The sequence below is a fragment of the Pantoea sp. SOD02 genome, assembly GCF_024707505.1.
GTDB classification, from domain to species: domain Bacteria; phylum Pseudomonadota; class Gammaproteobacteria; order Enterobacterales; family Enterobacteriaceae; genus Pantoea; species Pantoea symbiotica.
In genome coordinates this window covers 2,338,143-2,364,075 of sequence record NZ_CP102604.1, presented here as the reverse complement: position 1 = coordinate 2,364,075, position 25,933 = coordinate 2,338,143, and the positions used below count along the sequence as shown (strand labels likewise).

Genomic DNA, 25,933 nt, shown 5'->3' with positions numbered 1-25,933 from the left:
TTACTCCTCCAGTTGATCGAGCGTGTCGAGATAGCGCAGTCCTTTTTCCGCCAGGCGCGGGCGCATCTGATAGATATCAAGACCCAGCTCACCGGCCGCTAAACGCAGGCGTTTGCTCTCTTCCAGCTCTTCACGCTGACGCGCTTTGGCTGCCACGCTGGCGGCCTCGTCGCGTGCCACCACCACCACGCCGTCGTCATCGGCGACGATCACATCACCCGGCCAGATCAGCTGCCCGGCACACACCAGCGGCACGTTCACCGAACCGAGCGTCTCTTTAACTGTGCCTTGCGCATATACCGCGCGCGACCAGACGGCAAAGCCCATCTCGCGCAGCGTGCGGCTATCACGCACACCGACATCCGCCACCAATCCGCGCACACCGCGCGCTTGCAGCGAGGTCGCCAGCAGATCGCCGAAGAAGCCGTCGCTGCACGGCGAGGTCGGCGCAACCACCAGCACATCGCCCGGCTGACAGAGTTCTACCGCGACGTGGAACATCCAGTTATCGCCCGGTGCCACCAGCACGGTGACCGCGCTGCCCGCGATGGCGCAATCCTGCTGAATTGGGCGAATGGCGGGATCGAGCAAGCCTTTGCGCCCCTGCGCTTCATGCACGGTGGCGACGCCAAAGCGCGCCAGCGCGTCGATATCTGCAGCCGCCGCACGCGGAATGTGGCGCACCGCGACGCCTTTTTTAGCGATGATGCTCATGCCAGATCCTCGGTTACGCGTGGGAAGATGCTCTGATAACCTTCGCCATAAATGATGTCGCGGCTGGTGGTAATTCCGACGTTGCGCTTGGCCTGCACCCCGCGCTGCTGTGCCACGCGCGTGTAGTATTCCCACAGATGTTCCTGCCCGGCCATACACTGAATCGCCTGATATTTTTTGTCCCACACCGAGGTGATATCCAGCAGCACATCCGGCTTCCAGTTGCACTGCTCGGGCTGATGCGGTTCGAAGCAGTAAACCGGCGGTGCACCGACGATTTTTTCGCCCGGACGGTAGCCTTCGGCCTGGGCGATAATGCGCGCTTCCTGCGCCAGATGCGTGGCCATTGGGTGATCGTAGTTGTAGGGATCCTGCAATGAGTGGGTCAGAACAAAGTGCGGCAGCACCCGGCGATAGACGTCGGCAAGGCGGAACAGGGTTTCTTTATCGGCACGCAGCGGATAATCGCCGAGATCAAAAAATTCAATGCTGGCACCGAGAATCTCGGCGGCGGCTTGCGCCTCGCTGCGGCGGGCGGCTTTGACTTTCGCCTCGCTCATCTCCCCTTTGCGCCACAGCTTGGCTGATTCACCGCGCTCGCCAAACGAAAGGCAGACAACGTGGACGTCATAGCCCTGCGCATGGTGCAGCGCGATGGCACCGCCGGCGCGCCAGACGAAATCCGCTGAGTGAGCGCTGACCACCAGCGCGGTTTTTTTTGGGGTGTTGTTAGTCATGGCATACTCCTCCGCTGTTTTTTTCCATGCTGTCACTGCCAACCTGGCGGCGATAATTCATTTAATTGCAGCGGGTATGCGTTTTATTTATATTGCGACATCGATCGGTAGCGAAAAGGGGCAGGGAAAGATGGCGGAAAAGGACATGCAAGAGCTGACAAACCTTATGCAAATCAGGGCATTTAGTCAGGTGGTGGCACAAGGCAGTGTCTCGCGGGCGGCAGATGAATTATTTCGCACCCAGTCGGCCATTACCCGTGCCATTCGCGACCTGGAGCTCACCTTAGGCGTGACGCTGTTTGAACGTCATGCCGGTGGCATGATGCTGACTGACTTCGGTAAATGCGTGCTGCCGCGCGCGTTGCGGGCGATTGAGGAGTTGCATCAGGTGCCGCAGCGTCTGGCAAAATTGCAGGGACGCGGCGCACAGCGTAGCGATGCTGAACCGCTGTGGCTATTTAACGTACGTCGGCTGCAAATTTTTATCACCCTGTGTCAGACGCGGCATATGCAGACGGTGGCGGCACGGCTCGGGCTGAGCCAGCCAGCGGTGAGCGCCGCGCTGCGCGTACTGGAAAATGGCGCGGGCATCGCGCTGCTGGAGCGCACGCCGCACGGCATGATGCCTTCGCTGGCCGGGCGTGAAATTGAAGCCAACGTGCGACGTGCGCTGAATGAACTGCGCCACATTCCAGCTGATATTGCTGCCCGCAGCGGGATACTTGAGGGAACGGTGCGCGTGGGCGCATTGCCGCTGGGACGCACGCGTATCCTGCCACAGGCGATCGTGATGCTGACGGCGCGTTATCCGGGCGTGCGCGTGGTAACCAGTGAAAGCGCCTTTGGCGTGCTGGCTTCGGAAATGCGCTCTGGCGATATCGATTTTATCTTTGGCGCGCTGCGCCGCGATGAAGATGCGCTGGACGTCACGCGCGAGACGCTGTTCTCGGAACGCATGGTGCTGCTGGCGCGTCACGATCATCCGCTATTAGGACGTGAGCTTTCTACCGAAGATCTGCGCGCTGCGCGTTGGGTGCTGCCGCGTTCGGCCACGCCAGCGCGATATCTGCTGAATAACAGTTTCCAGGCGATGGGGATTCCGGCGCCCGATCCGGTGGTGGAAACCGGCGATTTGGCGTTGGTGCGCGGCTTGCTGATGCAGTCGGATATGCTGGCGGCGGTCTCCGCGCACCAGCTGGAAGTGGAACTGGCGTCCGGTGCGTTGGTGGCGCTGCCGGTGCCATTACCGGATACCGATCGCGCCATCGGACTGACGGTGCGGGCGGGCTGTCTGCACTCACCGGCAGCGGATGCGCTGATCCGCTGCCTGCGAGAAGTGTGCGGGCAGGATGAATAATCAGCCTGCGCGCGCCGCTTCCATCAACGCATAGCGGTAACCGCGAATGCCGTAGCCGCAGATCACGCCCTGCGCGACGTCGGAAAGATAGGAGTGGTGACGGAAGGGCTCACGCTTGTGCACGTTGGTGATGTGCACTTCCCACAGCGGCAACGCCACGCCAGTCACTGCATCGCGGATCGCCACCGAGGTGTGCGTCCACGCCGCTGGGTTGATCACCAGCGCCTGCGCTTCGAGACGCGCCTGCTGAATCCACTCAATCATTTCACCTTCGTGGTTGGTCTGGCGAAACTCAATCGCCACGCCCAGCTCTTCCGCCGTTGCGCGGCACAGCGCTTCCACGCTTTGTAGCGTGTCGGAGCCGTAGGTTGCTGGTTCGCGCGTGCCCAGCAGATTGAGGTTCGGGCCGTTCAATACATAGATGGTTCTCATCGTGACTCCTGTAAATCAGTAAAACCAAACAGCCGCTGTGGCGTGTGCCAAAGCACCTGACGGCGACTCTTTTCATCGGGGATCAGCTGTTCGATCAGCAGCAGTTGCGTGCCCATATCCATGCGTTCAGTGGCGCGCAGGAAAGGCCAGTCTGATCCCCACATGCAATTTTCCGCGCCGAAAGCGTCCAGCAAGGCGAGCAGATAAGGATGTCCATCGCTGAAGGGATACGGCTGCCGGGAAAATTTCGCCAGCCCGGAAAGTTTCACGCTGGTGCGCTGCTGACCGGCCAGCGACAGCAGCGCCTGAAAGGCCGGTTGTGCTACGCCTGCGCCGACGTCTGGTCGGCCGGAGTGATCGATCAGCAAACGCGTGCGGGTGCGTGACAGCAGCGGCATCAGCGCCAGCAGCTGATCGTTCTGCACCTGAATCTGGGCAAAGAGGTCCAGCTCCGCCAGCCTGCCCATCAGGGCATCAAGCTGGAGAAATGGCTCGGTGCCAAGCATCGCCACGTTCAGCGCAATGCCGACGATGCCCTGATCTTTCAGGCTGGCGAGCGTGTCGCTATCCACGTCACGCGGCGTGACAGCAATACCTTTAAAACGTCCTTCACCGCGCTTGATGGTATCCAGCAGGCAGCGATTGTCGGTGTTATAGCCCGACGTTGGGCCGACAATCAGCGAGTGGCGAATGTTGTAGGCCTGCATCACGGCGCGATAGTAATCCGGCGTCGCCAGCTCGTGTCCGTCCGGGTTGTAGGCGCTCTCGGGCGCCCAGGGAAAGTTTTTTGGATCAAAAACGTGGTGATGGCAGTCGATAACCGGTTGCGTAAACATCACTCTTTTTTCCCCGCTACCGAGTAGAGCACCTGCTGATTGCGCGTCTGCTGGAACTGTTCCAGCGTTTCGCCACGCATCGCCGAGTAGATATGCAGGTTAGACACGCCCACCACCGCGCCCAGTTTTTCCAGCAGGAAGAAGCTGACGCCGTAATGGATCATGCCGCGCCAGTCGAGCTCGGTAATCAGCGTTTGCTCTTCAGCGGTCAGCCCGGCTTCCTGATACAGCGCCTGTGGGGCTTCGCGGAAACGCTTACGCCACTCTGGCTGAATCATGCGGTGCAGGAAGCGGTTGATGCGCAGCGCTTTGAGGCTGCGCGCCTGGGTGAACGGATAGGTGCCGGGCAGTTTTTCCACGCCGCTCATTTGCAGGTTGATCTTGTCGCGCTGACGCTGGTGCACATCAACCGGCGCTTCACGTGACTGGTTTTCGAGGATCAGCGTGGCGATACCGGTCATCGAAGGCAGATAGTAATCCTGATGCAGTTTCTCGACGTTGGCCGACAGCGCGCCGCGCATGATCAACCACATAATCACTTCCGCACCTTCCAGGCCGCCGAGCGTGGCGTATTCCGCCAGGGTGATTTCGGTCAGGCGCTCGGGATCGTTGATCAGCAGATCGATAAACTGCGCATCCCATTCCGGGTTGTTGAAGCCGCAGCGCTCGCCGTGAACCTGATGTGAAACGCCGCCGGTCGCTACCACCGCAACTTTCAAATCTTCCGGGAAACTCTCTACCGCGCGCTTCAGTGCCTGGCCGAGTTTATAGCAGCGACGCGCCGTAGGAATCGGGAACTGCAAAACGCCGACCGCCAGCGGAACCACCTGCATCGGCCAGCCGCCTTGCCACGGTGCCAGCGCCGACAGCGGCGAAAACAGACCGTGATCCAGCGCTTTGTCCTGGAAGAATGACATATCGAATTCATCCGCCATCAGGCTGGCACCAATATGCTGTGACAGCGCCGCATGACCTTTTACCGGTGGCAAATCGCGCGGGCCGCCGCCTTCGTCCGCCACGGCATATTCGTCATCAATGCCCAGCACAAACGCCGAATAGTGATCAAAAAAGAAGGAGGTGACGTGATCGTTAAACACATACAGCAGCACGTCCGGTTTCTTCTCTTCCAGCCAGCGCTGCATCGGTGCAAAGCCATCGAAAATCGGTGCCCATGCGCCTTCCTGCTGCTTGTTATGATCAACCGCAAAGCCAATGGTGGGAGTATGAGAAACCGCTAAACCGCCTATGATTTTAGCCATAATTTTTTGACCTCTACTTCATCGATTATTGAGGGTACGCGACAGGGACGGCAGGTCATTAAGGTCGATGCCTTTAACCTGACGGGCCACCTGTGCAGGGTGATGTCGGGTGATGGAAAGTGCCGCCAAAACTGCCGGGAGCGACAAAACGATAAAAATGGCTGTTTGCCCAGGGAACACGCCAAGCAGCACGCCGCCCAGCGACGAGCTGATAATGGCGCCGCTGCGTCCAATGCCGTGCATCCAGCACACGCCGGTGGCACGCATTTCAGTGGGGTAAAAGGCCGGAGAAAACGCCTGCAATCCGGTTTGCGCCCCGTTGATACAGACGCCAGCGAGGAACACCAGCAGCGCCAGTACATTCGGGCCAAAGCTCCAGATGCCCTGCGAAACCAGGCAGAAGCTGCCCAGCAGATAGAACAGGGCGATAACATATTTCGCTTTGAAACGGTCCATCAATCCGCCGACCATCAGGCCGCCAAAGGTGCCGCCCAATTGGAACAAGCCGGCGACAATCGCGGCACGCTCAAGCGTTACGCCGCCAGAACGGAGAATGGTCGGCAGCCAACCGTTAAGCAGGTAGATGACGAACAGCCCCATGAAGTAGGTGAGCCATAACACCACAGTGCCGCCCGCATAGCCGCGGCTGAACAGCTGCAGCACCTGGGCTTTTTTCGGGATGATTGGCGCATTGAGCACAAAGGCGGTGCCAGCGGAGAACTCACCGCCCAGACGTTTGAGCACCGCAGCAATCTTGTCGCGACTGACTTTGCGCACCACCATGTACATCGCCGATTCCGGCAGCAGCCACAGCAGCAGTGGCAACATTAGCAACGGTAGCAGGCCACCAAAACCCAGCACCGCTTGCCAGCCAAAGTGCGGCAGCATGCCGGCGGCGATGAATCCGCCCAGTCCGGAACCGATATTAAACCCGCTGTACATCACGGTGATCATCAGGCTGCGGCGGCGCTCCGGCATATATTCCGACACCAGCGTGACGCAATTGGGCATCACCGCGCCGAGACCGAGGCCGGTGAGAAAACGTAACGCGCCCATTTCCAGCGGCGTACGGGCGAAGGCGCTCATCAGGCTGAAGCAGGCGAAGACGGCAATCGACAACAGCAGTACGCGCTTCCGGCCGAATTTGTCGGACCACGGACCGGCGATCAGCGCACCAATCGCCACGCCAAACATCGCAGCGCCGAGAATTGGCCCCATTTCCGCGTGGCTGATGCCCCAGTCTTCAATCAGCGCGGGCGCAATGAACCCCATCGCTGCCGCGTCGTAACCATCAAACATGATGATGATGAAACACAGGCTGAGGGTCAGCCACTGGTATCCGGTGATCGGCCGGGCGTCGATCCAGCCTTTTACATCGATAATGTCGTGATTGCTCATAGGATACGCTCTGATTTTTTTATTAATGACGTTATCGGGTTGAGATTTTTTTCCGCCCTGACATGGGCCGGGGGCATCACTTTAACCCGATTGCAAGGGTAAGTTTTATAGTTTTTAGCTTTTAAAACAGCTTGTTGCATGTTTCTGCTTTCTTGCTTCCATTACCAAATTAGGGATGGCGTGCGACTTTGTCTGCCATAAAATGGTTATGAAGGTATGAGTTTTGTTTATTTGGTGAGCTGTGTCGGAAAATTGAGAAAGCGTGTGCAGCAAGAGAAATTGCAGGTATTGAGCAGGATAAAAGCCAAATTCAGAGCAGGTTAAGGGGGGATTTTTAACAGGAAGGAAGAGGGAAAGCAGCGGAGAGCCGTTTGCGGCGCTCTCCGCTGATGGTATTACATGCGCTCGACGGTTTTGATGCCCAGCGTGTCCAGACCTTGCTTCAGCGTTTTCGCGGTTAACGCGGCCAGCTGCAGACGGCTTTGACGGATGTTCTCGTCCTCGGCGGAGAGAATAGGGCAGTGTTCGTAGAAGCCAGAGAACTGTCCGGCCAGATCGTACAGGTAAGCGCACATCACGTGTGGCGTACCGTCACGCGCGACCTGCGTAATCACTTCTTCGAACTGCAGCAGACGCGTAGCCAGCTGCGCTTCACGCTCTTCGGTCAGCACGATGTCGCCGCTCAGGCTATCGGCATCAATGCCGGCTTTGCGGAACACCGACAGCACGCGCGTGTAGGCGTATTGCATGTAAGGCGCGGTGTTGCCTTCGAATGCCAGCATGTTGTCCCAGTCAAAGATGTAATCGGTGGTGCGGCTTTTCGACAGGTCAGCGTATTTCACTGCGCCGATACCCACCACTTCCGACAGATCTTTCAGCTCTTGCGCTGACATCTCTGGATTCTTCTCGCTGACCAACGCATGCGCGCGTTCGACCGCTTCATCCAGCAAATCGGCGAGGCGAATCGTGCCGCCGCTGCGGGTTTTGAATGGACGACCATCTTTGCCCAGCATCATGCCGAATGCGTGATGCTCAAGCGGTACCGATTCCGGCACATAACCGGCTTTACGCACGATGGTCCACGCCTGCTGCAGATGCTGATGCTGACGGGAATCGATGTAATAGAGCACGCGATCGGCATGCAGGGTTTCGAAACGGTATTTGGCACAGGCGATGTCAGTGGTGGTGTAGAGATAGCCGCCATCTTTCTTCTGAATGATCACGCCCATCGGTTCGCCTTCCTTGTTTTTGAACTCATCAAGGAAAACTACCGTGGCGCCTTCGCTGGTCACCGCCAGGCCTTTTTCGCGCAGATCGGCGACGATGCCCGGCAGCATGTCGTTGTACAGGCTTTCACCCATTACATCGTTGCGCGTCAGCGTCACGTTCAGGCGGTCATACACCAGCTGGTTCTGGCTCATGGTGATATCGACCAGCTTCTTCCACATGCTGCGGCAATATTCATCGCCACCTTGCAGCTTCACCACGTAATTACGTGCACGCTCGGCAAAGGCTTCGTCGGCATCGTAGGTCACTTTGGCTTCGCGGTAGAAGGCTTCCAGATCAGCCAGCGCAATCTCTTCGTGGTGTTCGTTCTGCTGCTTTTCCAGATAGGCAATCAGCATGCCGAACTGCGTGCCCCAGTCACCGACGTGGTTGGCGCGGATCACTTTATGGCCGAGGAACTCCAGCGTACGCACTGCGGCATCACCAATGATGGTGGAGCGGACGTGACCGACATGCATCTGCTTCGCCACGTTGGGCGCGGAGTAATCCACCACGATAGTTTGCGGCGCGACACTGCTCACACCGAGGCGCGGCAGCTGCAGCGCCTGCGCGGTTTGCGCCGCCAGCCATGCACGATCGAGGAAGATATTGATAAAGCCGGGACCGGCGATTTCGACTTTGCTGGCGATGCCGTTAAGATCCAGATGCTGAATCACCTGCTCAGCCAGTTGTCGCGGTGCCTGACCGAGCTTTTTCGCCACGGCCATCATACCGTTTGCCTGGTAATCACCGAACTGTACCTTCGCAGACTGACGAACCTGAGGTTCGCAATCGGCAGGCGCACCCGCCGCAATCATTGCCTGACTGACTTTGTCGGAAAGAAGAGCCTGAATATTCACCGCGTTACCTTCATATGCTGAAAAGGCCCGCCTGTAGGCGGCGAGCCGATGTCGTCATCCCGCAACTGCGCGGCGGGACGGAAAAATAAGAGGGGAAGTATACGTGAAATGTTAAAGTGAGTCAGCTATTCGGTATTCAGTGAGACGTAACATCGGGCCCTCAGCGCCGATTAACGGCGCCGTGGGTGACGACGAGGATTTTTAACGCTTTTGTCTTCACGCACCTTCCAATGGCGGGAAATTGCAAATCCCATTAATGCAATCAGGACCGCGACAACAATGAGCATAGACATAAGGCCGTTCCTTGTAGTTGTGAAACACAAATTTATAAGAAAGGGTATCAGGCTGCAATTGTTTGCAACTTAAATAAGAGTTATCTCATTGTATTAACTATCCTGAATAATAACAGAAGGTTAAGCCACTTTCATAAAGTAACTGCTGGACCTGTTTTGGCGATAAATCCGAAATGAATGGTCTATTTATGCGGTTTTCAGCCTTTTTGACGCCTAAATCGGATGAATCCGACAATTTTGTCAAGCGGAATCAACGGCTAGCAAATTTCATATTGATTAGTAAACCTGAACTGAATTAGAGGTAAAACGTGATGCGGACCAACTTTCCTATGGAATTGGATGATTTAAAACAAGACCTGGCTCGTTTTGAGCACTCTTTGGCGCTATTTGCTGAACGTTTAGGCATTAACCTGGCTGAACATGAAGCCGATCACGTTGCGGTGCGCTGCCACCAGTTTGCGACGGCAGAACGCTGGAAAAACGGATTGCTGCAAATCGGCACGCAGTTTTCCGAAGCAATGATCAATGGTCGCCCGATATGCCTGTTCAAACTGCATCAGCCATTGAACCTCGCGGGTTGGGAAATCGATGTGATTGAACTGCCGTGGCCGGGCGAGAAGCTGTATCGCCATGAAGGCTGGGAACACGTGGAGATTGTGCTGCGCGGTGAACCGGAAACGCTGGGTGTGCGCGCGATGGCGTTGCTCTCGGATGATGCGCTGACGCAGCCGGGCATCTCGTTTAAAACCAGCGCGCCCAAAGGCGATAATGAGCGTTTGCCCAATCCGACACTGGCGGTGACGGATGGGCAAACCACTATCAAATTTCATCCATGGCGACTGGAAGAGATCGTCGCCAGCGAGCAGGCTTAACGGCGCGCTGCTACCGCCAGCTGCAAACGCGTCACCGCCTGTTCCAGCGTGGCGCGCGTACAACCAAAGTTGAAGCGCACGAAATTATCGTCGCCAAAATCGTGACCCGGTGAAAAACCGAGGCCGTGCTGCTCGAAGTAGTCCATTGGGCTGGCGACATCCAGTTTGCTGGCGTCGATCCAACCGAGGTAAGTCGCTTCCGGCGCGGCCATCTGCAGTTCTGGCAGCGCATTGACCTGCGCCACCAGCCAGTCGCGATTAGCGCGCAGATAATCCAGCTGCGCCGCCAGCCATTCATCGCCATCGCGCCACGCCGCTTCGGCCGCCACCAGCGCCAAAATATCCACGCCAGGCACGATGCCTTCCCGCACACGTTTAAAGCGTGCTCGCAACTCTGGATTGGGAATGATCGCCATCGACGCGCCTAATCCGGCAATATTGAAGGTTTTCGACGGCGAAATCAGCGTGATGCTGCGCTGTGCGGCATCTTCACTTAATGACGCAAACGGAATGTGTTGCGCGCCAGGTGATAGCAACAGATCACAATGGATTTCATCGGAGCAGACGATCAAATCATGCTGCTGCGCAAATGCCAGCTGGGCTTCCAGCTCGTCACGACGATATACCGTGCCGCCCGGATTCTGCGGGTTACACAGCATCAGCAGGCGCTCATTGCCCTGCATGGCGCTGGCGTCGAGATCCATTACCCAGCGATCGTCCTGTAAACGCAGCGGTAAATGCACCTGTGCGCGATCGGCCAATTTTGCTGCACCGCGAAACGGCGGATAAATCGGCGTTGGGGAAACCGTGGATTCGCCAGATTCCGTGAATGCGCGGACCGAAAGATTCAAACCGCACACCACGCCGGGCAATAACACAATCCAGTCCGGCTCAATCTGCCAGTTGTAGCGCTGCGCTAAACGGGAAAGGGTGATATCAATCAATCCGCTCGGCGTTGCGCCATAGCCAAAAACGCCGTGCTCAGCGCGCTGTTTAATGGCCTCAATCACACTCGGCGGCGAACGGAAATCGCTGTCTGCTACCCAGAGCGGCAGCACATCGCGATCACCATATTTGTGCCATTTCAAACTATCGCTGTGACGACGGTCTATCCATTGATTAAAATCGAATGCCATAGTGCGAGTTCCACGTAAACTGTCCAATTAAGTAGACTAACTGAAGCATTCATCCCGAGCCAGAAGTCATGAGAAGGAGCATGGTATGACGAAACTGGAAATTTGTTGCTACGGCATCGACTGCGCAATGACTGCGCAGCTGTCCGGTGCCGATCGCGTGGAGCTGTGCAGCGCACCGCGCGAAGGTGGGTTGACGCCTTCAGCCGGCGTGCTGGAAGCGGCACGACGTGAAATTTCGATCCCGGTACATCCTATCGTCCGTCCACGTGGCGGCGATTTTTGCTACACCAACTATGAGTTTGAGTCGATGAAATCGGACGTTGCGCTAATGCGTGAACTCGGTTTTCCCGGCTTAGTAATTGGCATGCTGGATGAAGATGCGCATGTCGATATTGCTCGTATGCAGCAGATTATGACGCTTTGTGACGGCATGGACGTCACCTTCCATCGCGCCTTTGATTTATGCCACAGTCCAAAACGCTCACTTGAGGTGCTGGCTGATTTAGGCATCGCGCGTATCCTGACGTCTGGCCAGCAACAGAGCGCCGAAGCAGGAATTGCATTATTACGGGAACTAAATGAACACAGCACAGGTCCGATTATTATGGCCGGTGCGGGCGTGCGTTTGAGCAACATCCAGAAGTTCATCGACAGTGGATTGCAGGAAGTTCACAGCTCCGCCAGCCGTTTAGTCGCTTCGCCGATGCGCTACCGTAAAGCCGGTGTTTCAATGTGCTCCGAAGCGGAAACCGATGAATTCAGTCGCTATTGCGTTGATGGTGATGTGGTTGAAGCCATGAAAAGCATGACGCAGATGAGCGCCGTCCGGGTAGCCTGAATTCACCCCGATTTTGCCGCGCAGCACGCCAGTCCAAACGACGTGATGTTTGCAAGTACCAACCCCAGTTCTTCTAACTGGGGTTCTTTTTATCCGCCATTCCCGTAGAGATAGCGTGATCGTGTAAATGATGCTTTGATTACTCTATGGCCTCGTACGGATAACCTTCATGAAATCCATCCCTTGTACCGTTTTACTGCTGCTTCTCCCCTACTGCGGCGTCGCGCTGGCGGTCAGCACGGCGTGTCCACCGATGAGCAAAAACATCACCAGCAGCAACAATTGGATCATGCTGGGTGGCGATGCCAAAGGCGCGGTGCGTCAGGTGGTGGCGGGCGAATTTGGCAAAGATGTGGACTCGCAAAAGCGCGTACTCGGCCAATTTGATCAGTGCGGCGATTTAATGGTGGCCGATATCTCCTACGACAAAAACGAAGGCAACGTCCTGCTGACGATGGAACAGCATATCGCCCGTGTTCAACGCGGCTGGGTGGCGGAATATGCCTACATGGTCAAAGTAATTAAAGCGGGGCAGGAAGAAGTGGTCGATAACCGTCAGGGCACCATCAGCTGGCAAATCGGCCAGCATGGCAACATCGTCAGCTCATCCGATAAATTCACTAGCATGGGCAAAGATGGTTTTACCGATACCACTTACCGCTATGACAAACAGTTCAGAGTAGAAAAAAGCGTGGCGCGCGGCAGCGATAGCATGACCAACGGCGAAAGCAGCTGGCGCTGGAATCCACAAGGATTGGTGACCTCATCCAGTAGCGCGCGCAGCAAAGATACTTACAGCTACGATAACCAGTGGCGGGAACTGCGCCTGAACGGCACCTCGACCACGCCAGTCAGCACGCTACGCTCGGTGGATGAGTGCCAACTGTGGGATGAAGTGGGCAACTGTACGCTCAGTTATCTGCATGAAACCGAAGTATTTGCCAAAGGCACCATTGAACGCCATCTCAGCTCCGCTTATAAATACCAATACTGGAACGCACCTGCCGAAACAGCCGCACAAGATTAAACCGCACAAAACCCACATAAAGGCAAAGAATCAGGGCCGCGGAGTAAAGCTTCCGCCGCATGGATGCGGCGGCAGAGTCCACAAGGATGTGTTCACGACGCCTTTACGGAGCGGCCCTGATTCTTTGCCTGAAACGCACGGAACTAAACAGGGAGCCCGCACATGACACTCATCCTTTCATTCCTCTTCGCCATCACCATCCTCACGCTCACGCCCGGTTTTGATACTGCATTAGTGTTGCGTTCCGCCGCCGCGCAAGGTTGGAAACGTGCATCGGCCACGGCGTTTGGCGTCACGCTGGGTTGCCTGGTGTGGGGCGTTGCGGTGGGCCTTGGCCTGGGCGCGCTGCTGCTGGCTTCGGAAATGGCGTATAACCTGCTGAAATGGATCGGTGCGGCCTATCTGCTCTATCTCGGCGTCAAATTACTCATCAACCCACGTACTCAAGCGGAAGCAGGTCAGCATGCGCAGAATAAAGAGCAAAGCTATGTTGCCTGCTTCACACGCGGACTATTTGGTAATCTATTAAACCCTAAAGTCGGCGTGTTCTACGTCACCTTCCTGCCGCAGTTCATTCCGGCGGGCGCATCGGTGCCGCTGTGGTGCACGCTGATGGCGCTCACGCATATGGTGATTGGTTTGGTGTGGAATGCGGTGCTAATCGGCAGCAGCCAATACTTTGCGACGCATCTGCGTCGTCCAGCGGTACTGAAAGTGATGGATCGCCTGACGGGCTGCGTTTTTATAGGCTTTGCCGCGAAGCTGGCGCTATCGCGGCGTTAAGCATTACGGCTTGCGGGCAACTAACACAGCACGCAGTGGGGCGGGATAACCTTCAACGGTCTTACTGCTGTCGTTCGGATCAAGGAACTCGGCCAGCGACTCGCTGGTCATCCAGTTGGTACGACGCTGCTCTTCCACGGACGTCACCGCGTAATCCGCGATGCGCACATCGACAAATCCGCACTTCTCCAGCCAGCTCTTCAGCGCGGCCGCAGAAGGGATAAAGTACACATTACGCATCTGCGCATAACGCTCACCCGGCACCAACACCGCGTTCTCATCGCCTTCAATCACCAGCGTCTCCAGCACCAACTCACCGTCGCTGACTAACTGATTTTTCAGCTGCATCAGATGATCAAGCGGTGAACGGCGGTGATAAAGCACGCCCATTGAAAACACGGTATCGAACGCTTGTAAGGCCGGCAGTTGCTCAATGCCCAGCGGCAGCAAATGCGCCCGACGATCGTCACCCAACAGCTTACGCACCGCTTCAAACTGGCACAAAAACAGCTGCATCGGATCGATGCCGACCACCAGCTTCGCGCCTGCGCCAATCATGCGCCACATGTGATAACCGCTGCCGCAACCAACATCCAGCACCGTGCGATGCTGCAACGGCGAAATGTGCGGCAACACGCGATCCCATTTCCAGTCGGAACGCCATTCGGTATCAATCTCGGTACCGTACAGCGAATAAGGACCTTTGCGCCACGGCATCAAATTGCGCAGCAGATTCTCAATGCCAAGACGCTGACGATCGGTCAGATCCTCTACATCCGCGCTCACGCTGTGCAACAAATCCAGCTTCTGCGGCGTCAGCAGCGGCAAGTAATCAACTGACTTCTCCCAGTCGCGGAACTTACCGTGCAAATTCTCACGCTGCCATGCGGCAACTTGCGCCGGTAACACTTCCAGCCAACTGGCCAGCGGGCCGGTGGCAATCTGCTGATAAAAACGGCCAAACTCAATCATTTCAACGCCACCAACGAACCAAAATTAAAGCACTGGAACCACAACTCCGCATGTTTGAAACCGGCGGTTTTCAAGCGTGCCTTATGCGCTTCGACGCTATCGGTCAACATCACGTTCTCCAGCATGCTGCGTTTCTGGCTGATCTCCAGCTCGCTGTAACCGTTAGCGCGTTTGAAATCGTGATGCATGTTAAACAGCAACTCGCCGACATCGGCATCTTCAAAACTGAACTTCTCCGACAGCACCAGCGCGCCGCCCGGATTCAATCCATTAACGATCTTCTTCAGCAGCTCGAGACGAGCCGGCGGCTCAAGGAATTGCAGGGTAAAGTTCAGGACCACCAACGAGGCGTTCTCAATGTGGATATCCTGAATATCCGCCTCGATCACCTGCACCGGCGTATCCGCACGGAAAGCATCGATGTGGCGACGGCAACGCTCAACCATCGCCGGCGAATTATCTACAGCAATAATCTGGCAGCCAGGCACATGAATATTGCGGCGCACCGACAATGTGGCGGCACCCAGCGAACAGCCAAGATCGTAAACCTGGCTATTGGGCTGAACGAAGCGTTCTGCCAGCATGCCAATCATCGAAATGATGTTGGAATAACCCGGCACCGAGCGCTGAATCATATCGGGAAAAACTTCAGCTACGCGCTCGTCAAAGGTCCAGTCGCCCAGCTTATCGATGGGCGCGGAAAATAGCGTATCGCGATCAGACATAATGAAAGGTCCGGAGAGAAAACGGAAAGGGCGCTATTTTGGCAGAAACGCGGGCGGGCTGCACCCTTTGCGTTGCGTCTAGAACAGGCTTGATTGCTGCGGCCAGTCGGGCAGATCGCGTAACGATGGCTCCAGCTGCTGCAACTGTGGCCACAACGCCTGAATCAGTGGAAACACCTCGCCCATATCCGGCGTATGAATAAACAGCATGGGATCGCTATCCAGCTGCCACGCTTGTAGCTTGCTGTGCCACGGCTGAAACAGCGGCACGCTCTCCGCCACGCTATCGCTGCCAATGAAACGCACCATCGGTTGCGAACCGGTGCGCACCGCATGCGGCGGCACGCGCGGCTTTTTCGATCGCGCATCCACGGCGGCGGCGGTTTGCGAGGTTGAGGCATGCACCGGACTGCTATCAAGCAATCAACCATTCAATGATACACAGCGTAAATTAATCACTTTAACAACTTTTTGCCCTAAGAATCTTATTTGATAAAACGGCTGGCTTTTCTTGCTCAAGTACAAAATGGTTTATAATATGACCAGAAAGTTAACATAGAAGGAATTATGATGAGAAGTCGCGTAGCTGAGACAAAACGAGAAGTTCATTCTTTATATCTTAACTGGCCTGGGCGCAATCAAAATACCGCAGGAAAAAGCATGTTATTCCAAGCTTATTTACGCCAGCAGAATAGCTTCTCATATATGCAATTCGGGCAAGAAGGTATGCATCAAGCTGTAACAGGTTGGGTAAATGAATGGGATCGTTATTCTATTTGACGCGATAAGTAGTAGTAGATGAAAATAGAATTATTTATAAGGTCAACATCGGTGAGAATGTCATAACCTCGCAGTGAGTCATAAGGATCCCTGTAATAAGATCGTTGAGGTAAAATTATGTTCAACAACCTCCGAGAATCCTGGTTTATAAGCAAAGTTGAGACCGTGATAGACACTCGCCTGATGTCTTTACCTGCTTTATTGAGGGTAGGTATAGCTGGGTTAGCACATGCCATTGTCATCAGTCAATATCGTAGTAATTCATTTGTTTTCAAAGTGGTTGATAGTAAACGCATAGATCCCCGCATAGCTGCACTGCATTGCATATTAACATTCATGACTTCCTACATCAGGGAAGGGCAGATCATAGTTAACAATGAAAATTGCTATGGCACATTAAAACTTGTTTGTCTCGGTTTGGTCAAAGAGATGCAATGTTTCACAGTAGATGTCTCTGATATGGCTTTTGTCGAGATGTTCACCACGCCAATGCTTAAACAACATTTTTCTGAATTGTTCGAGGGATAAAGGAATGGCTCGTAAATACGTCTATGGTGATAAGCCCATTCGCACAACGACAGTTGAAATAGTAGAAAAAGAATTCGGTGGTAAAGCTACAGCCGCACAAGTTGACGCTGTATTGAGGCATTTATTTGCACATTACAAAGATGATACTCATCTTAACTTGGTTGTTAACTCAGTTAACTGCAATCGCGGTCATTGGAGTTTCAACAGAACAGCCAGACGCACAGATGATGTTAACCATCGTCACCATGAGTATGACCGCCTCTACAAAAACGGTAAGGTTTTTGAAGTTTACGATCCTGTTTTACACGGTGTCTTCGAGATCTATGAATCATTTGATGGGAAGTGGCTGACTCGCCCTGTCAAGAGTGAATTTGAACTTCAAATCGAAGCAGCAATTGAGTTGACCTCTGAAAAGCGTAGAGAGAAGCTCTCTACAGCAAGCGCCACTCCTGAAAGAATTATCGTTAGTACATATGAATTTAAACGTAACCCGCTCGTTGTAGCAGAGGTGTTAGCCTTAGCTAAAGGTAAATGCCAATACTGCCTGAAAAATGCACCTTTCAGGCGTGAAGACGGTAGACCATATTTAGAAGTACATCACGTTGAGTGGCTTGCAAACGGTGGAGAGGATTCTGTAGAAAACGCGATAGCACTCTGTCCCAACTGTCACCGTGAAGCCCATTTTGGGAAGCTTGAACTTAAGCCAGTTAACTAAACGAAGTTGAGCACATCAATAAGTGATGCAAGCCCATAAACAAATCTGCCATATATTTACGCAAAGTAGATGTCTATGGGCACACCAAAATTGACCTCTGATGTTAATTACTAACACCCTTGTATTAATCAAAGAGGAGCAGATCACAACTGCTGTGTTGACAAACACTATTTGACATTAATTTCGTATTGCTGCTGATTGGAAATGGGTGCAAGTCAGGCCAGGCTGCACCCTTTGCGTTGCGTCTAAAACAGGCTCGATTGCTGCGGCCAGTCGGGCAGATCGCGTAACGATGGCTCCAGTTGCTGCAACTGTGGCCACAACGCCTGAATCAGCGGAAACACCTCGCCCATATCCGGCGTGTGAATAAACAGCATTGGATCGCTATCTAACTGCCACGCTTGCAGCTTGCTATGCCACGGCTGAAACAGCGGCACGCTTTCCGCCACGCTATCGCTGCCAATGAAACGCACCATCGGTTGCGAACCGGTGCGTACCGCATGCGGCGGCACGCGCGGCTTTTTCGTTCGCGCATCCACGGCGGCGGCAGTTTGCGAGGTTGAAGCATGCACCGGACGGCTATCGAGAATCACCCGATTAACGCCGCGATCCAGTAAACCGCGATTCAGCGCGCGTTCAGCGTCACCTTTGGCAAAAAACGCCTGATGCCGCACCTCAACGCCATAACGGAAATTACGCGGCAAACTGTCGAGAAAGGACCATAAATCAACCAGCTGTGCCGGTGAAAACGCGGCGGGTAGCTGCAGCCAATATTGACCAATGCGCTGGCTCAGCGGATCGAGCAGGCGGAAAAACTCCGTCAGCAACTCATCGCAGTCGCGCAGCGCCGCTTTATGACTAATGCTATCGGGAAACTTAAAGCAGAAACGAAAATCGTCGTGCGTCATATCGCGCCAGCGCATCACCACTTCCGGCTTTGGCAGCGCATACAGCGTGGTATTGCCTTCCACACAACCAAACAGCTGTGCGTAGTCGGCTAAGGTCTCAATGCCGAACTGTTTCCATTGCGCGTGCTGCCATTGCGGTAATCCTATGCGAAGTGTCAACGCGAACTCCTGAATCCTTTAGGGGCGGGAAAGGGCGGCTTAATGTACCCTGTTTTGATGTCGGCAGGAAAAACAGCGCGATAAAGCATAATGTTTTGTCCGCTTTGATCGGGCTCCACTTATCCTGCCTGGGTTTTTCCATTATAATAGCCGCCTTTTTTGCGACAGCATCTCAGAAGGTTACGCGGCCTGATGTTGTCTGGCAGCAGCGGCGAAGTTAAAAGGATACGTTATGCGTACAGAATATTGCGGACAGCTCAATCTGTCTCACGTGGGTCAGCAAGTCACTCTCTGCGGCTGGGTAAATCGCCGTCGCGATCTGGGTAGCCTGATTTTTATCGATATGCGTGACCGTGAAGGTATCGCACAGGTGTTCTTCGATGCCGATCGTCAGGACGCTTTCCAGCTGGCATCTGAGCTGCGTAACGAATTCTGTATCCAGATCACCGGCACCGTGCGCGCACGTGACGAAAAGAACAAAAACAGCGACATGGCAACCGGCGAAGTCGAAGTGTTCGCTCATGAGCTCAACATCATTAACCGTGCTGAACCGCTGCCGCTGGACTCTAACCAGGTCAACAGCGAAGAAGCGCGCCTGACTTATCGCTATCTGGACCTGCGTCGTCCGGAAATGGCGCAGCGTTTGAAAACCCGCGCTAAAATTACCAGCTTCGTGCGTCGCTTTATGGACGACCAGGGTTTCCTCGATATCGAAACGCCAATGCTGACCAAAGCCACGCCAGAAGGCGCGCGTGACTATCTGGTGCCAAGCCGTGTGCATAAAGGTAAATTCTACGCGCTGCCGCAGTCGCCACAGCTGTTCAAACAGCTGCTGATGATGTCGGGTTTTGACCGCTACTATCAGATCGTTAAGTGTTTCCGTGACGAAGATCTGCGTGCCGATCGTCAGCCAGAATTCACCCAGATCGACGTGGAAACCTCTTTCATGACCGCCGAGCAGGTGCGTGAAAAGATGGAACGTCTGATTCGTGAACTGTGGATCAACATCAAAGGCGTGGATCTCGGTGACTTCCCGCAGATGACCTTTGCGGAAGCGATGAACCGTTACGGTTCCGATAAGCCAGATCTGCGTAACCCAATGGAGCTGGTGGACGTTGCCGATCTGCTGAAAAACGTGGAGTTCCAGGTGTTTGCCGGTCCAGCCAACGATGCCAAAGGCCGCGTGGCGGCCCTGCGCGTACCGGGCGGCGCTGCGCTGACGCGTAAGCAAATCGATGAGTACGGCGAATTTGTCAAAATCTACGGCGCTAAAGGGTTGGCGTGGATGAAGATCAACGAACGCGCTAAAGGCTTCGAAGGCGTACAGAGCCCGGTTGCCAAGTTCCTCAGTGCAGAAATCGTTGAAGACATTCTCAACCGTACTGGCGCACAAGATGGCGACCTGATCTTCTTCGGCGCGGACCGCGCCAAAGTGGTGGCGGATGCGCTGGGCGCGCTGCGTCTGAAAGTGGGCCGCGATCTGCAGATCACCGATGACAAAGCCTGGGCGCCATTGTGGGTGATCGACTTCCCAATGTTTGAGGAAGATGAAGAGGGCGGCCTGGCAGCGATGCACCATCCGTTCACGTCGCCGAAAGACATGAGCGCAGATGAGCTGGCAACCGATCCGGTACAAGCGGTGGCCAATGCCTACGATATGGTGATTAACGGCTACGAAGTGGGCGGCGGTTCCGTACGTATCCACAGCGGAAAAATGCAGCAGACGGTATTCAGCATCCTCGGCATCACCGAAGAAGAGCAACGTGAGAAGTTTGGCTTCCTGCTCGACGCGCTGAAATACGGTACGCCGCCGCACGCGGGCCTGGCGTTCGGTCTGGATCGTCTGACCATGCTGTTGACCGGCACCGATAACATCCGTGATGTGATCGCGTTCCCGAAAACCACCGCCGCAGCGTGCATGATGACCGAAGCCCCAAGCGAAGCCAATCCAGCAGCATTGCTGGACCTCGGCATTCTGGTGGCGCCGAAGAAAGAAAAGTCAGAGAACAAGTAATGGGCTTTAAACATCCGGTTTCGGTGCTGGTGGTGATTTTTGCCCGCGATACCGGCCGGGTGTTAATGCTGCAGCGACGTGATGACGACAGCTTCTGGCAATCGGTCACTGGCAGCCTGGAAGCGGGCGAAACCCCGCGCCAGGCGGCACAGCGCGAAGTGTTAGAAGAGCTCGCCATCGATATTGCGCACGAAAAGTTAGTGCTGGACGATTGCCACAAGCAAATCGAGTTTGAGATCTTCCCGCACTATCGCCATCGTTACGCACCGGGCACCACGCACAATCGCGAACACTGGTTCAGGTTGGCCATACCCGCAGAACGCGACCTGCTGCTCACCGAGCATCTCGCCGCGCGCTGGCTCGAACCCGCCGCTGCCGCAGCCCTCACCAAGTCCTGGAGTAACCGCCAGGCAATTGAAGAATTTATCTGAATGCTCACCGCCGCGCGTTTTTCCCGTGGCAGTTCAGTTAAATTCCGTGAATTCGACGAAGTTATTCCTTCGTCCCTTAAACCCGGTGCAGGATGTGAAACCTGCACCACTAAAATTGAACAGTCGGGCGTAATCGTCGCAGCGAGGTCGGTTACCGCCAGCGCACAGCAACCGGAGCGTACTTATGTACGTGAGGATTGCGAGCACTGCCGGGAGCCGAGATCGCCAGTAAGATAGCCCGTGCGATTGATAAGATCGGAGAATATGCAAAATGGCTGGACACAGTAAATGGGCGAACACCAAGCACCGCAAGGCTGCTCAGGACGCTAAGCGCGGTAAAATCTTCACCAAAATCATTCGCGAGCTGGTCACCGCCGCGAAACTGGGCGGTGGTGATGCGGGTTCCAACCCACGTCTGCGCGCAGCGATGGACAAAGCGCTGTCTAACAACATGACGCGCGACACCATGAACCGTGCCATCGCACGCGGCGTGGGCGGTGAAGATGATTCCAACATGGAAACCATCATTTATGAAGGTTACGGTCCGGGCGGCTCAGCGGTGATGATTGAGTGCCTGAGCGACAACCGCAACCGCACCGTGGGCGAAGTGCGTCATGCCTTCACCAAAACCGGTGGCAACCTCGGTACCGACGGCTCTGTTTCTTACCTGTTCAGCAAAAAGGGTGTTATCTCCTTCGCGCCAGGTCAGCACGAAGATGCGGTGATGGAAGCGGCGCTGGAAGCCGGTGCAGAAGACGTTGTGGCTTATGACGACGGCGCGATTGATGTCTTCACCGCGTGGGAAGAGATGGGTGCAGTGCGTGACGCGCTGGAAGCGGGCGGTCTGAAAGCCGACTCGGCTGAAGTCTCAATGATCCCTTCAACCAAAGCCGAAATGGATGCCGAAACCGCGCCGAAACTGCTGCGCTTGATCGACATGCTGGAAGACTGTGACGACGTGCAGGAAGTTTACCATAACGGTGAAATCTCTGATGAGATCGCAGAAACGCTGTAATGGCGTTGCTTAAAACCCCACTCACCGGAGACGCGCTGTGGCGATAATTCTCGGGATCGATCCCGGCTCGCGCGTCACCGGTTACGGTGTTATCCGCCAAACCGGCCGCCAGCTTACCTATCTGGGCAGCGGCTGTATCCGCACCAGCGTCACCGATCTGCCGACGCGCCTCAAACTGATCTACGCGGGCGTCAGCGAAATCATCACGCAGTTCTCACCCGACTATTTCGCCATCGAGCAGGTCTTTATGGCGAAGAACGCGGACTCAGCGCTCAAGCTGGGCCAGGCGCGCGGAGCGGCGATTGTCGCGGCGGTGAATCACGACTTGCCGGTGTTTGAATATGCAGCGCGTCAGGTGAAGCAAACCGTCACTGGCACTGGCGGCGCAGAGAAAAGTCAGGTACAGCATATGGTGCGGACCTTGCTGAAACTGCCAGCCAATCCGCAAGCGGATGCCGCCGATGCGCTGGCCATCGCCATCACGCATTGCCATATGAGCCAAAATGCGGCGCGTATGAGTGACACCAAATTGGTGATGACGCGCGGTCGTATGCGATCGGGTTAGCAAACGCCAAGGCTGGATATTCATCCAGCCTTTTTTATGCTATAAACTCAGGCTTACTAACAGATTAAGGAACTGCTCAGGTGATTGGTCGTTTACGAGGCAACATTCTGGAAAAACAGCCGCCGCTGGTGTTGATTGAGGCGCACGGTGTCGGTTATGAAGTGCACATGCCAATGACCTGCTTTTACGAGCTGCCTGAGATCAATCAGGAAGCGATCATTTTCACCCAGTTCGTGGTGCGTGAAGATGCGCAGCTGCTGTTCGGTTTCAATAACAAGCAGGAACGCACGCTGTTCCGCGAGCTGGTGAAAGTGAATGGCGTTGGGCCTAAACTGGCGCTGGCGATTTTGTCGGGCATGTCGGCACAGCAGTTTGTGACCGCCGTTGAGCGACAAGAAATTGCCTCCCTGATCAAACTGCCGGGCGTGGGTAAAAAAACCGCCGAACGTTTGATTGTGGAGATGAAAGATCGCTTTATCGGTATGCACGGCGATCTGTTTGGTGGTGATTCAACCTTTACGTTGACCACGCCTTCCGCCGCACAGGACAATAACGATGCCGAAGCTGAAGCGGTTTCAGCGCTGGTCGCTCTCGGTTATAAACCGCAGGAAGCCAGCCGTATGATCAGCAAAGTCGGTAAACCGGATGCGGATTGCGAAACCCTGATTCGTGAAGCCCTGCGCGCAGCTATTTGAGGTAAAGCATGATTGAAGCCGATCGCCTGGTCTCGGGCAGTTCCTTTAATGAAGAAGAAACGCTCGACCGTGCCATTCGCCCCAAGCTGCTGACGGAATATGTCGGTCAGCCGCAGGTGCGCGAGCAGATGGAGATTTTCATCCAGGCGGCGAAACTGCGTGGCGATGCACTCGATCATCTGCTGATTTTCGGTCCGCCAGGATTGGGTAAAACCACGCTGGCTAACATCGTCGCCAACGAAATGGGCGTCAATCTGCGCACCACCTCCGGGCCGGTGCTGGAAAAAGCCGGCGATCTGGCGGCGATGCTCACCAATCTTGAACCGCATGATGTGCTGTTTATCGATGAGATCCATCGCCTGTCGCCGGTGGTTGAAGAAGTGCTGTATCCGGCGATGGAGGATTATCAGCTGGATATCATGATCGGTGAAGGTCCAGCAGCGCGTTCGATTAAGCTCGATCTGCCGCCGTTTACCCTGATTGGTGCCACCACGCGCGCCGGTTCTTTAACCTCGCCACTGCGTGACCGCTTCGGCATTGTGCAGCGTCTTGAGTTCTATAACGTTCCCGATCTTCAGCACATCGTTGGCCGTAGCGCGGCTTGTCTTGGCCTGGCGCTGAGTGAAGAGGGCGCGCTGGAGATAGCGCGTCGTGCGCGCGGAACGCCGCGTATCGCTAACCGTTTGCTGCGCCGCGTACGTGACTTTGCTGAAGTGCGTGCCAACGGAAACCTGAGCGGTGAAGTGTCAGCCAGCGCGCTCGATATGCTTAACGTCGACAGCCAGGGTTTTGATTATATGGACCGCAAACTGCTGCTGGCGATTATCGACAAGTTCTCGGGTGGCCCGGTTGGCTTAGATAATCTGGCAGCGGCGATCGGCGAAGAGCGGGAAACTATCGAAGATGTGATTGAACCCTTCCTGATCCAGCAAGGATTCATTCAACGCACGCCACGCGGCCGAATGGCAACGCAGCATGCTTATAAACACTTTGGTATCAGTCGCGAAGAGTAACCGGCGTTATGCCGCCGGTTTTTTTGCCATGCTGATGATGAACAAGACTGCGGCGCATAACACCACCGAAGGCCCAGCTGGCGTATCGTAGGTGGCGGAGAAGGCGAGTCCGCCGGTCACCGCGATAATACCGGTAATCACCGCAAAACCGGCCATCTGTTCCGGTGAGCGCGAGAAGCGACGCGCCGTCGCCGCCGGGATAATCAGCAGTGACGTAATGATCAAGGCACCAACAAACTTCATCGCCACGCCGATGGTCAATGCCGTGACCAGCATCAACATCAAACGCGTGCGCTGAATGTTAACGCCGTCGACCTGTGCCAGCTCCGGGCTGATGGTCATCGACAATAGCGAATTCCACTGCCACGCCATCACCGCCAGTACAATTGCCACGCCGCCACCCATCATCCATAAATCATCGGGCGTCACCGCCAGCAGATCGCCAAACAAGTAAGCCATCAGATCAACACGCACGCCTTGCATCAGACTGACGACCACTAAACCCAGCGACAGCGCGCTGTGCGCCATAATACCGAGCAGAGTATCGATCGCCAGATGCGGGCGACGCTCCAGCCACACTAATCCCAACGCCAGACACACGGTCACCAAAATCACCGCATAGTAGGGATTCACGTTAAGCAGCAAACCAAACGCCACGCCCAGCAAGGATGCATGCGCGAGCGTATCGCCGAAGTAGGACATGCGGCGCCAAACCACAAACGAGCCAAGTGGACCGGCCGCCAGCGCCAGCAAAACGCCGCCCAGCCAGCCAGGTAATAACAGTTCAATCATGACGGGCCATTTCCTTTGCGCAGAACAATGCGTCCCTGTAAATCGTGACGGTGATTATGATGATGACGATAAATCGCCAACTGCTGCGCGCCGCGTGGGCCGAACATCGCAATAAACTCAGGATGTTGTGATACCGCTTCCGGCGTGCCCGAGCAGCAGATGTGATGGTTGAGGCACAGCACTTCGTCGGTTTTCGCCATCACCAGATGCAGGTCGTGTGAAACCATCAGCACACCGCAGTTCAGTTCGCGGCGCAGTTGATCGATCAAATCGTACAGTGCAACCTGGCCGTTGACGTCAACGCCTTGAGTTGGTTCATCGAGCACCAGCAACTGCGGCTCATTGAGTAATGCGCGCGCCAGCAGCACACGCTGCGTTTCACCGCCGGAGAGTTTTTGCAGCGTCGCGTGCAGCAGATGTCCAGCCTGAACGCGCTTCAGCGCCGGCAAAATGGCATCGCGTTTGGTGCCACGAGACAGGCGCATAAAGCGCTCAACGGTGATCGGCAAAGTCGGGTCGATGTGTAGTTTTTGCGGCACATAACCGATACGTAAATCAGTGGCGCGTTTGACGCTGCCGCTGGTGGGTTTAAGCAGCCCCAGCACCGCGCGAACCAGCGTGGATTTGCCAGCGCCATTCGGGCCGAGCAGGGTGAGAATTTTTCCCGGCTCAAGTGTGAGGCTAATGCCTGCAAGCACTGGGCGCTGGGAGAATTTCACAGAAATGTTTTCAAGGGTAACAAGTGGCGGCATGTTATTTACGGGTTGCATTGAATTTCGAATGTTATAATATCACATTCCATCAACGGGTCAC

The 25,933-nt window shown here is 55.3% G+C and carries 28 protein-coding genes and 1 pseudogene; 14 read left to right on the top strand and 15 right to left on the bottom strand.

Translation table 11 applies throughout. From position 1 onward, the window contains the following. Both NR302_RS11050 and galB read right to left on the bottom strand, forming a co-directional pair. Complete coding sequence (locus NR302_RS11050) at window positions 1-714, bottom strand: 4-carboxy-4-hydroxy-2-oxoadipate aldolase/oxaloacetate decarboxylase (RefSeq protein ID WP_258143459.1); 714 nt, start codon at window positions 712-714, stop codon at window positions 1-3. Next, entirely contained in the window at window positions 711-1,451 is a 741-nt protein-coding gene (gene galB, locus NR302_RS11045) for a 4-oxalmesaconate hydratase (RefSeq protein ID WP_061718569.1), read from the bottom strand. The genes NR302_RS11050 and galB overlap by 4 nt, the downstream gene beginning before the upstream one ends. A gap of 130 nt (window positions 1,452-1,581) precedes the next feature. Between galB and NR302_RS11040 the strand changes: the two genes are divergently transcribed. After that, a complete protein-coding gene (locus NR302_RS11040; protein ID WP_061723518.1) occupies window positions 1,582-2,808 on the top strand; it encodes a LysR family transcriptional regulator in 1,227 nt (408 codons plus the stop codon). On the opposite strand, the gene aroQ is transcribed toward NR302_RS11040, so the two are convergent. The 6 genes from aroQ to NR302_RS11010 all read right to left on the bottom strand — a co-directional run bounded on the left by aroQ (window position 2,809) and on the right by NR302_RS11010 (window position 9,152). Further along, window positions 2,809-3,240, bottom strand: coding sequence for a type II 3-dehydroquinate dehydratase (aroQ, locus tag NR302_RS11035; protein WP_258143458.1), 432 nt, complete (start codon window positions 3,238-3,240; stop codon window positions 2,809-2,811). It lies immediately after the preceding gene. Beyond that, a complete protein-coding gene (locus NR302_RS11030) occupies window positions 3,237-4,076 on the bottom strand; it encodes an amidohydrolase (protein WP_258143457.1) in 840 nt (279 codons plus the stop codon). The genes aroQ and NR302_RS11030 overlap by 4 nt, the downstream gene beginning before the upstream one ends. Then, window positions 4,076-5,335: a gallate dioxygenase gene (locus tag NR302_RS11025; RefSeq protein WP_008110513.1), complete on the bottom strand. Its 1,260-nt coding sequence runs from the start codon at window positions 5,333-5,335 to the stop codon at window positions 4,076-4,078. Before NR302_RS11025 ends, NR302_RS11030 begins: the two co-directional genes overlap by 1 nt. A gap of 18 nt (window positions 5,336-5,353) precedes the next feature. Then, a complete protein-coding gene (locus NR302_RS11020) occupies window positions 5,354-6,733 on the bottom strand; it encodes an aromatic acid/H+ symport family MFS transporter (protein ID WP_008110512.1) in 1,380 nt (459 codons plus the stop codon). A 395-nt stretch (window positions 6,734-7,128) separates the two neighbouring features. Continuing rightward, on the bottom strand, window positions 7,129-8,859 hold the full coding sequence (gene argS / locus NR302_RS11015; RefSeq protein WP_256696633.1) for an arginine--tRNA ligase: 1,731 nt from the start codon (window positions 8,857-8,859) through the stop codon (window positions 7,129-7,131). A 170-nt stretch (window positions 8,860-9,029) separates the two neighbouring features. After that, a complete protein-coding gene (locus NR302_RS11010) occupies window positions 9,030-9,152 on the bottom strand; it encodes a hypothetical protein (protein ID WP_007889544.1) in 123 nt (40 codons plus the stop codon). 311 nt (window positions 9,153-9,463) lie between these two features. On the opposite strand from NR302_RS11010, the gene NR302_RS11005 reads away from it, so the two are divergent. Next, window positions 9,464-10,024, top strand: coding sequence for a VOC family protein (locus NR302_RS11005; protein WP_258143456.1), 561 nt, complete (start codon window positions 9,464-9,466; stop codon window positions 10,022-10,024). Here the strand turns inward: NR302_RS11005 and NR302_RS11000 are convergent. Further along, a complete protein-coding gene (locus NR302_RS11000; RefSeq protein ID WP_154156424.1) occupies window positions 10,021-11,160 on the bottom strand; it encodes a MalY/PatB family protein in 1,140 nt (379 codons plus the stop codon). The genes NR302_RS11005 and NR302_RS11000 overlap by 4 nt on opposite strands. 85 nt (window positions 11,161-11,245) lie before the next feature. Between NR302_RS11000 and cutC the strand changes: the two genes are divergently transcribed. The 3 genes from cutC (at window position 11,246) to NR302_RS10985 (ending at window position 13,808) form a co-directional block, all read left to right on the top strand. Then, complete coding sequence (gene cutC / locus NR302_RS10995; protein ID WP_008110505.1) at window positions 11,246-11,998, top strand: copper homeostasis protein CutC; 753 nt, start codon at window positions 11,246-11,248, stop codon at window positions 11,996-11,998. A 169-nt stretch (window positions 11,999-12,167) separates the two neighbouring features. Then, on the top strand, window positions 12,168-13,025 hold the full coding sequence (locus tag NR302_RS10990; RefSeq protein WP_258143455.1) for a hypothetical protein: 858 nt from the start codon (window positions 12,168-12,170) through the stop codon (window positions 13,023-13,025). A gap of 162 nt (window positions 13,026-13,187) precedes the next feature. Beyond that, window positions 13,188-13,808 carry a LysE family translocator gene (locus NR302_RS10985; RefSeq protein ID WP_008110500.1) on the top strand — a complete coding sequence of 207 codons (621 nt, stop codon included), beginning with the start codon at window positions 13,188-13,190 and terminating at the stop codon, window positions 13,806-13,808. Window positions 13,809-13,811: 3 nt separating this feature from the next. Here the strand turns inward: NR302_RS10985 and cmoB are convergent, their stop codons facing one another. From cmoB to NR302_RS10970, 3 genes and pseudogenes are all read right to left on the bottom strand, one after another. Then, window positions 13,812-14,780: a tRNA 5-methoxyuridine(34)/uridine 5-oxyacetic acid(34) synthase CmoB gene (gene cmoB / locus NR302_RS10980; protein ID WP_258143454.1), complete on the bottom strand. Its 969-nt coding sequence runs from the start codon at window positions 14,778-14,780 to the stop codon at window positions 13,812-13,814. Further along, window positions 14,777-15,505: a carboxy-S-adenosyl-L-methionine synthase CmoA gene (gene cmoA, locus NR302_RS10975; RefSeq protein ID WP_097097065.1), complete on the bottom strand. Its 729-nt coding sequence runs from the start codon at window positions 15,503-15,505 to the stop codon at window positions 14,777-14,779. Before cmoA ends, cmoB begins: the two co-directional genes overlap by 4 nt. A gap of 78 nt (window positions 15,506-15,583) precedes the next feature. After that, a pseudogene (locus NR302_RS10970) lies at window positions 15,584-15,928 on the bottom strand (hypothetical protein); the annotation flags it as partial. Between the two features lie 144 nt (window positions 15,929-16,072). Here NR302_RS10970 and NR302_RS10965 point away from each other — a divergent pair. From NR302_RS10965 to NR302_RS10955, 3 genes are all read left to right on the top strand, one after another. Further along, a complete protein-coding gene (locus NR302_RS10965; RefSeq protein ID WP_258143453.1) occupies window positions 16,073-16,285 on the top strand; it encodes a hypothetical protein in 213 nt (70 codons plus the stop codon). Window positions 16,286-16,402: 117 nt separating this feature from the next. Further along, window positions 16,403-16,813: a hypothetical protein gene (locus tag NR302_RS10960; RefSeq protein ID WP_258143452.1), complete on the top strand. Its 411-nt coding sequence runs from the start codon at window positions 16,403-16,405 to the stop codon at window positions 16,811-16,813. Between the two features lie 4 nt (window positions 16,814-16,817). Beyond that, on the top strand, window positions 16,818-17,528 hold the full coding sequence (locus NR302_RS10955) for an HNH endonuclease (RefSeq protein WP_258143451.1): 711 nt from the start codon (window positions 16,818-16,820) through the stop codon (window positions 17,526-17,528). Window positions 17,529-17,773: 245 nt separating this feature from the next. Here NR302_RS10955 and NR302_RS10950 read toward each other — a convergent pair whose 3' ends face one another. Then, the gene (locus tag NR302_RS10950; protein ID WP_258143450.1) at window positions 17,774-18,595 is read right to left on the bottom strand and encodes a DUF72 domain-containing protein; all 822 of its coding nucleotides are present in this window, start codon (window positions 18,593-18,595) and stop codon (window positions 17,774-17,776) included. Window positions 18,596-18,827: 232 nt separating this feature from the next. Between NR302_RS10950 and aspS the strand changes: the two genes are divergently transcribed. From aspS to ruvB, 6 genes are all read left to right on the top strand, one after another. Beyond that, window positions 18,828-20,609, top strand: coding sequence for an aspartate--tRNA ligase (gene aspS, locus NR302_RS10945; protein WP_258143449.1), 1,782 nt, complete (start codon window positions 18,828-18,830; stop codon window positions 20,607-20,609). Then, complete coding sequence (nudB, locus tag NR302_RS10940) at window positions 20,609-21,040, top strand: dihydroneopterin triphosphate diphosphatase (RefSeq protein WP_008110490.1); 432 nt, start codon at window positions 20,609-20,611, stop codon at window positions 21,038-21,040. The genes aspS and nudB overlap by 1 nt, the downstream gene beginning before the upstream one ends. A gap of 271 nt (window positions 21,041-21,311) precedes the next feature. Next, window positions 21,312-22,055: a YebC/PmpR family DNA-binding transcriptional regulator gene (locus tag NR302_RS10935; protein WP_258143448.1), complete on the top strand. Its 744-nt coding sequence runs from the start codon at window positions 21,312-21,314 to the stop codon at window positions 22,053-22,055. Between the two features lie 37 nt (window positions 22,056-22,092). After that, window positions 22,093-22,620: a crossover junction endodeoxyribonuclease RuvC gene (gene ruvC, locus NR302_RS10930; protein WP_258143447.1), complete on the top strand. Its 528-nt coding sequence runs from the start codon at window positions 22,093-22,095 to the stop codon at window positions 22,618-22,620. 80 nt (window positions 22,621-22,700) lie between these two features. After that, the gene (ruvA, locus tag NR302_RS10925; protein WP_007889559.1) at window positions 22,701-23,315 is read left to right on the top strand and encodes a Holliday junction branch migration protein RuvA; all 615 of its coding nucleotides are present in this window, start codon (window positions 22,701-22,703) and stop codon (window positions 23,313-23,315) included. A gap of 8 nt (window positions 23,316-23,323) precedes the next feature. Next, complete coding sequence (ruvB, locus tag NR302_RS10920; protein ID WP_007889560.1) at window positions 23,324-24,328, top strand: Holliday junction branch migration DNA helicase RuvB; 1,005 nt, start codon at window positions 23,324-23,326, stop codon at window positions 24,326-24,328. A gap of 6 nt (window positions 24,329-24,334) precedes the next feature. Here the strand turns inward: ruvB and znuB are convergent, their stop codons facing one another. Together znuB and znuC are read right to left on the bottom strand one after the other, a co-directional pair. Continuing rightward, window positions 24,335-25,120 (bottom strand): zinc ABC transporter permease subunit ZnuB, encoded by a 786-nt coding sequence (znuB, locus tag NR302_RS10915; protein ID WP_258143446.1) that lies wholly within the window; start codon window positions 25,118-25,120, stop codon window positions 24,335-24,337. Next, complete coding sequence (gene znuC, locus NR302_RS10910; protein ID WP_036650204.1) at window positions 25,117-25,872, bottom strand: zinc ABC transporter ATP-binding protein ZnuC; 756 nt, start codon at window positions 25,870-25,872, stop codon at window positions 25,117-25,119. Before znuC ends, znuB begins: the two co-directional genes overlap by 4 nt. Window positions 25,873-25,933: the final 61 nt, after the last annotated feature.

What these genes read in the sequence shown, in the direction of transcription:
- NR302_RS11050 (WP_258143459.1), bottom strand. Translation starts at nt 714, where the DNA reads ATGAGCATCATCGCTAAAAAAGGCGTCGCGGTGCGCCACATTCCGCGT.
- galB (WP_061718569.1), bottom strand. Translation starts at nt 1,451, where the DNA reads ATGACTAACAACACCCCAAAAAAAACCGCGCTGGTGGTCAGCGCTCAC.
- NR302_RS11040 (WP_061723518.1), top strand. Translation starts at nt 1,582, where the DNA reads ATGGCGGAAAAGGACATGCAAGAGCTGACAAACCTTATGCAAATCAGG.
- aroQ (WP_258143458.1), bottom strand. Translation starts at nt 3,240, where the DNA reads ATGAGAACCATCTATGTATTGAACGGCCCGAACCTCAATCTGCTGGGC.
- NR302_RS11030 (WP_258143457.1), bottom strand. Translation starts at nt 4,076, where the DNA reads ATGTTTACGCAACCGGTTATCGACTGCCATCACCACGTTTTTGATCCA.
- NR302_RS11025 (WP_008110513.1), bottom strand. Translation starts at nt 5,335, where the DNA reads ATGGCTAAAATCATAGGCGGTTTAGCGGTTTCTCATACTCCCACCATT.
- NR302_RS11020 (WP_008110512.1), bottom strand. Translation starts at nt 6,733, where the DNA reads ATGAGCAATCACGACATTATCGATGTAAAAGGCTGGATCGACGCCCGG.
- NR302_RS11010 (WP_007889544.1), bottom strand. Translation starts at nt 9,152, where the DNA reads ATGTCTATGCTCATTGTTGTCGCGGTCCTGATTGCATTAATGGGATTT.
- NR302_RS11005 (WP_258143456.1), top strand. Translation starts at nt 9,464, where the DNA reads ATGCGGACCAACTTTCCTATGGAATTGGATGATTTAAAACAAGACCTG.
- NR302_RS11000 (WP_154156424.1), bottom strand. Translation starts at nt 11,160, where the DNA reads ATGGCATTCGATTTTAATCAATGGATAGACCGTCGTCACAGCGATAGT.
- cutC (WP_008110505.1), top strand. Translation starts at nt 11,246, where the DNA reads ATGACGAAACTGGAAATTTGTTGCTACGGCATCGACTGCGCAATGACT.
- NR302_RS10990 (WP_258143455.1), top strand. Translation starts at nt 12,168, where the DNA reads ATGAAATCCATCCCTTGTACCGTTTTACTGCTGCTTCTCCCCTACTGC.
- NR302_RS10985 (WP_008110500.1), top strand. Translation starts at nt 13,188, where the DNA reads ATGACACTCATCCTTTCATTCCTCTTCGCCATCACCATCCTCACGCTC.
- cmoB (WP_258143454.1), bottom strand. Translation starts at nt 14,780, where the DNA reads ATGATTGAGTTTGGCCGTTTTTATCAGCAGATTGCCACCGGCCCGCTG.
- cmoA (WP_097097065.1), bottom strand. Translation starts at nt 15,505, where the DNA reads ATGTCTGATCGCGATACGCTATTTTCCGCGCCCATCGATAAGCTGGGC.
- NR302_RS10965 (WP_258143453.1), top strand. Translation starts at nt 16,073, where the DNA reads ATGATGAGAAGTCGCGTAGCTGAGACAAAACGAGAAGTTCATTCTTTA.
- NR302_RS10960 (WP_258143452.1), top strand. Translation starts at nt 16,403, where the DNA reads ATGTTCAACAACCTCCGAGAATCCTGGTTTATAAGCAAAGTTGAGACC.
- NR302_RS10955 (WP_258143451.1), top strand. Translation starts at nt 16,818, where the DNA reads ATGGCTCGTAAATACGTCTATGGTGATAAGCCCATTCGCACAACGACA.
- aspS (WP_258143449.1), top strand. Translation starts at nt 18,828, where the DNA reads ATGCGTACAGAATATTGCGGACAGCTCAATCTGTCTCACGTGGGTCAG.
- nudB (WP_008110490.1), top strand. Translation starts at nt 20,609, where the DNA reads ATGGGCTTTAAACATCCGGTTTCGGTGCTGGTGGTGATTTTTGCCCGC.
- NR302_RS10935 (WP_258143448.1), top strand. Translation starts at nt 21,312, where the DNA reads ATGGCTGGACACAGTAAATGGGCGAACACCAAGCACCGCAAGGCTGCT.
- ruvB (WP_007889560.1), top strand. Translation starts at nt 23,324, where the DNA reads ATGATTGAAGCCGATCGCCTGGTCTCGGGCAGTTCCTTTAATGAAGAA.
- znuB (WP_258143446.1), bottom strand. Translation starts at nt 25,120, where the DNA reads ATGATTGAACTGTTATTACCTGGCTGGCTGGGCGGCGTTTTGCTGGCG.
- znuC (WP_036650204.1), bottom strand. Translation starts at nt 25,872, where the DNA reads ATGCCGCCACTTGTTACCCTTGAAAACATTTCTGTGAAATTCTCCCAG.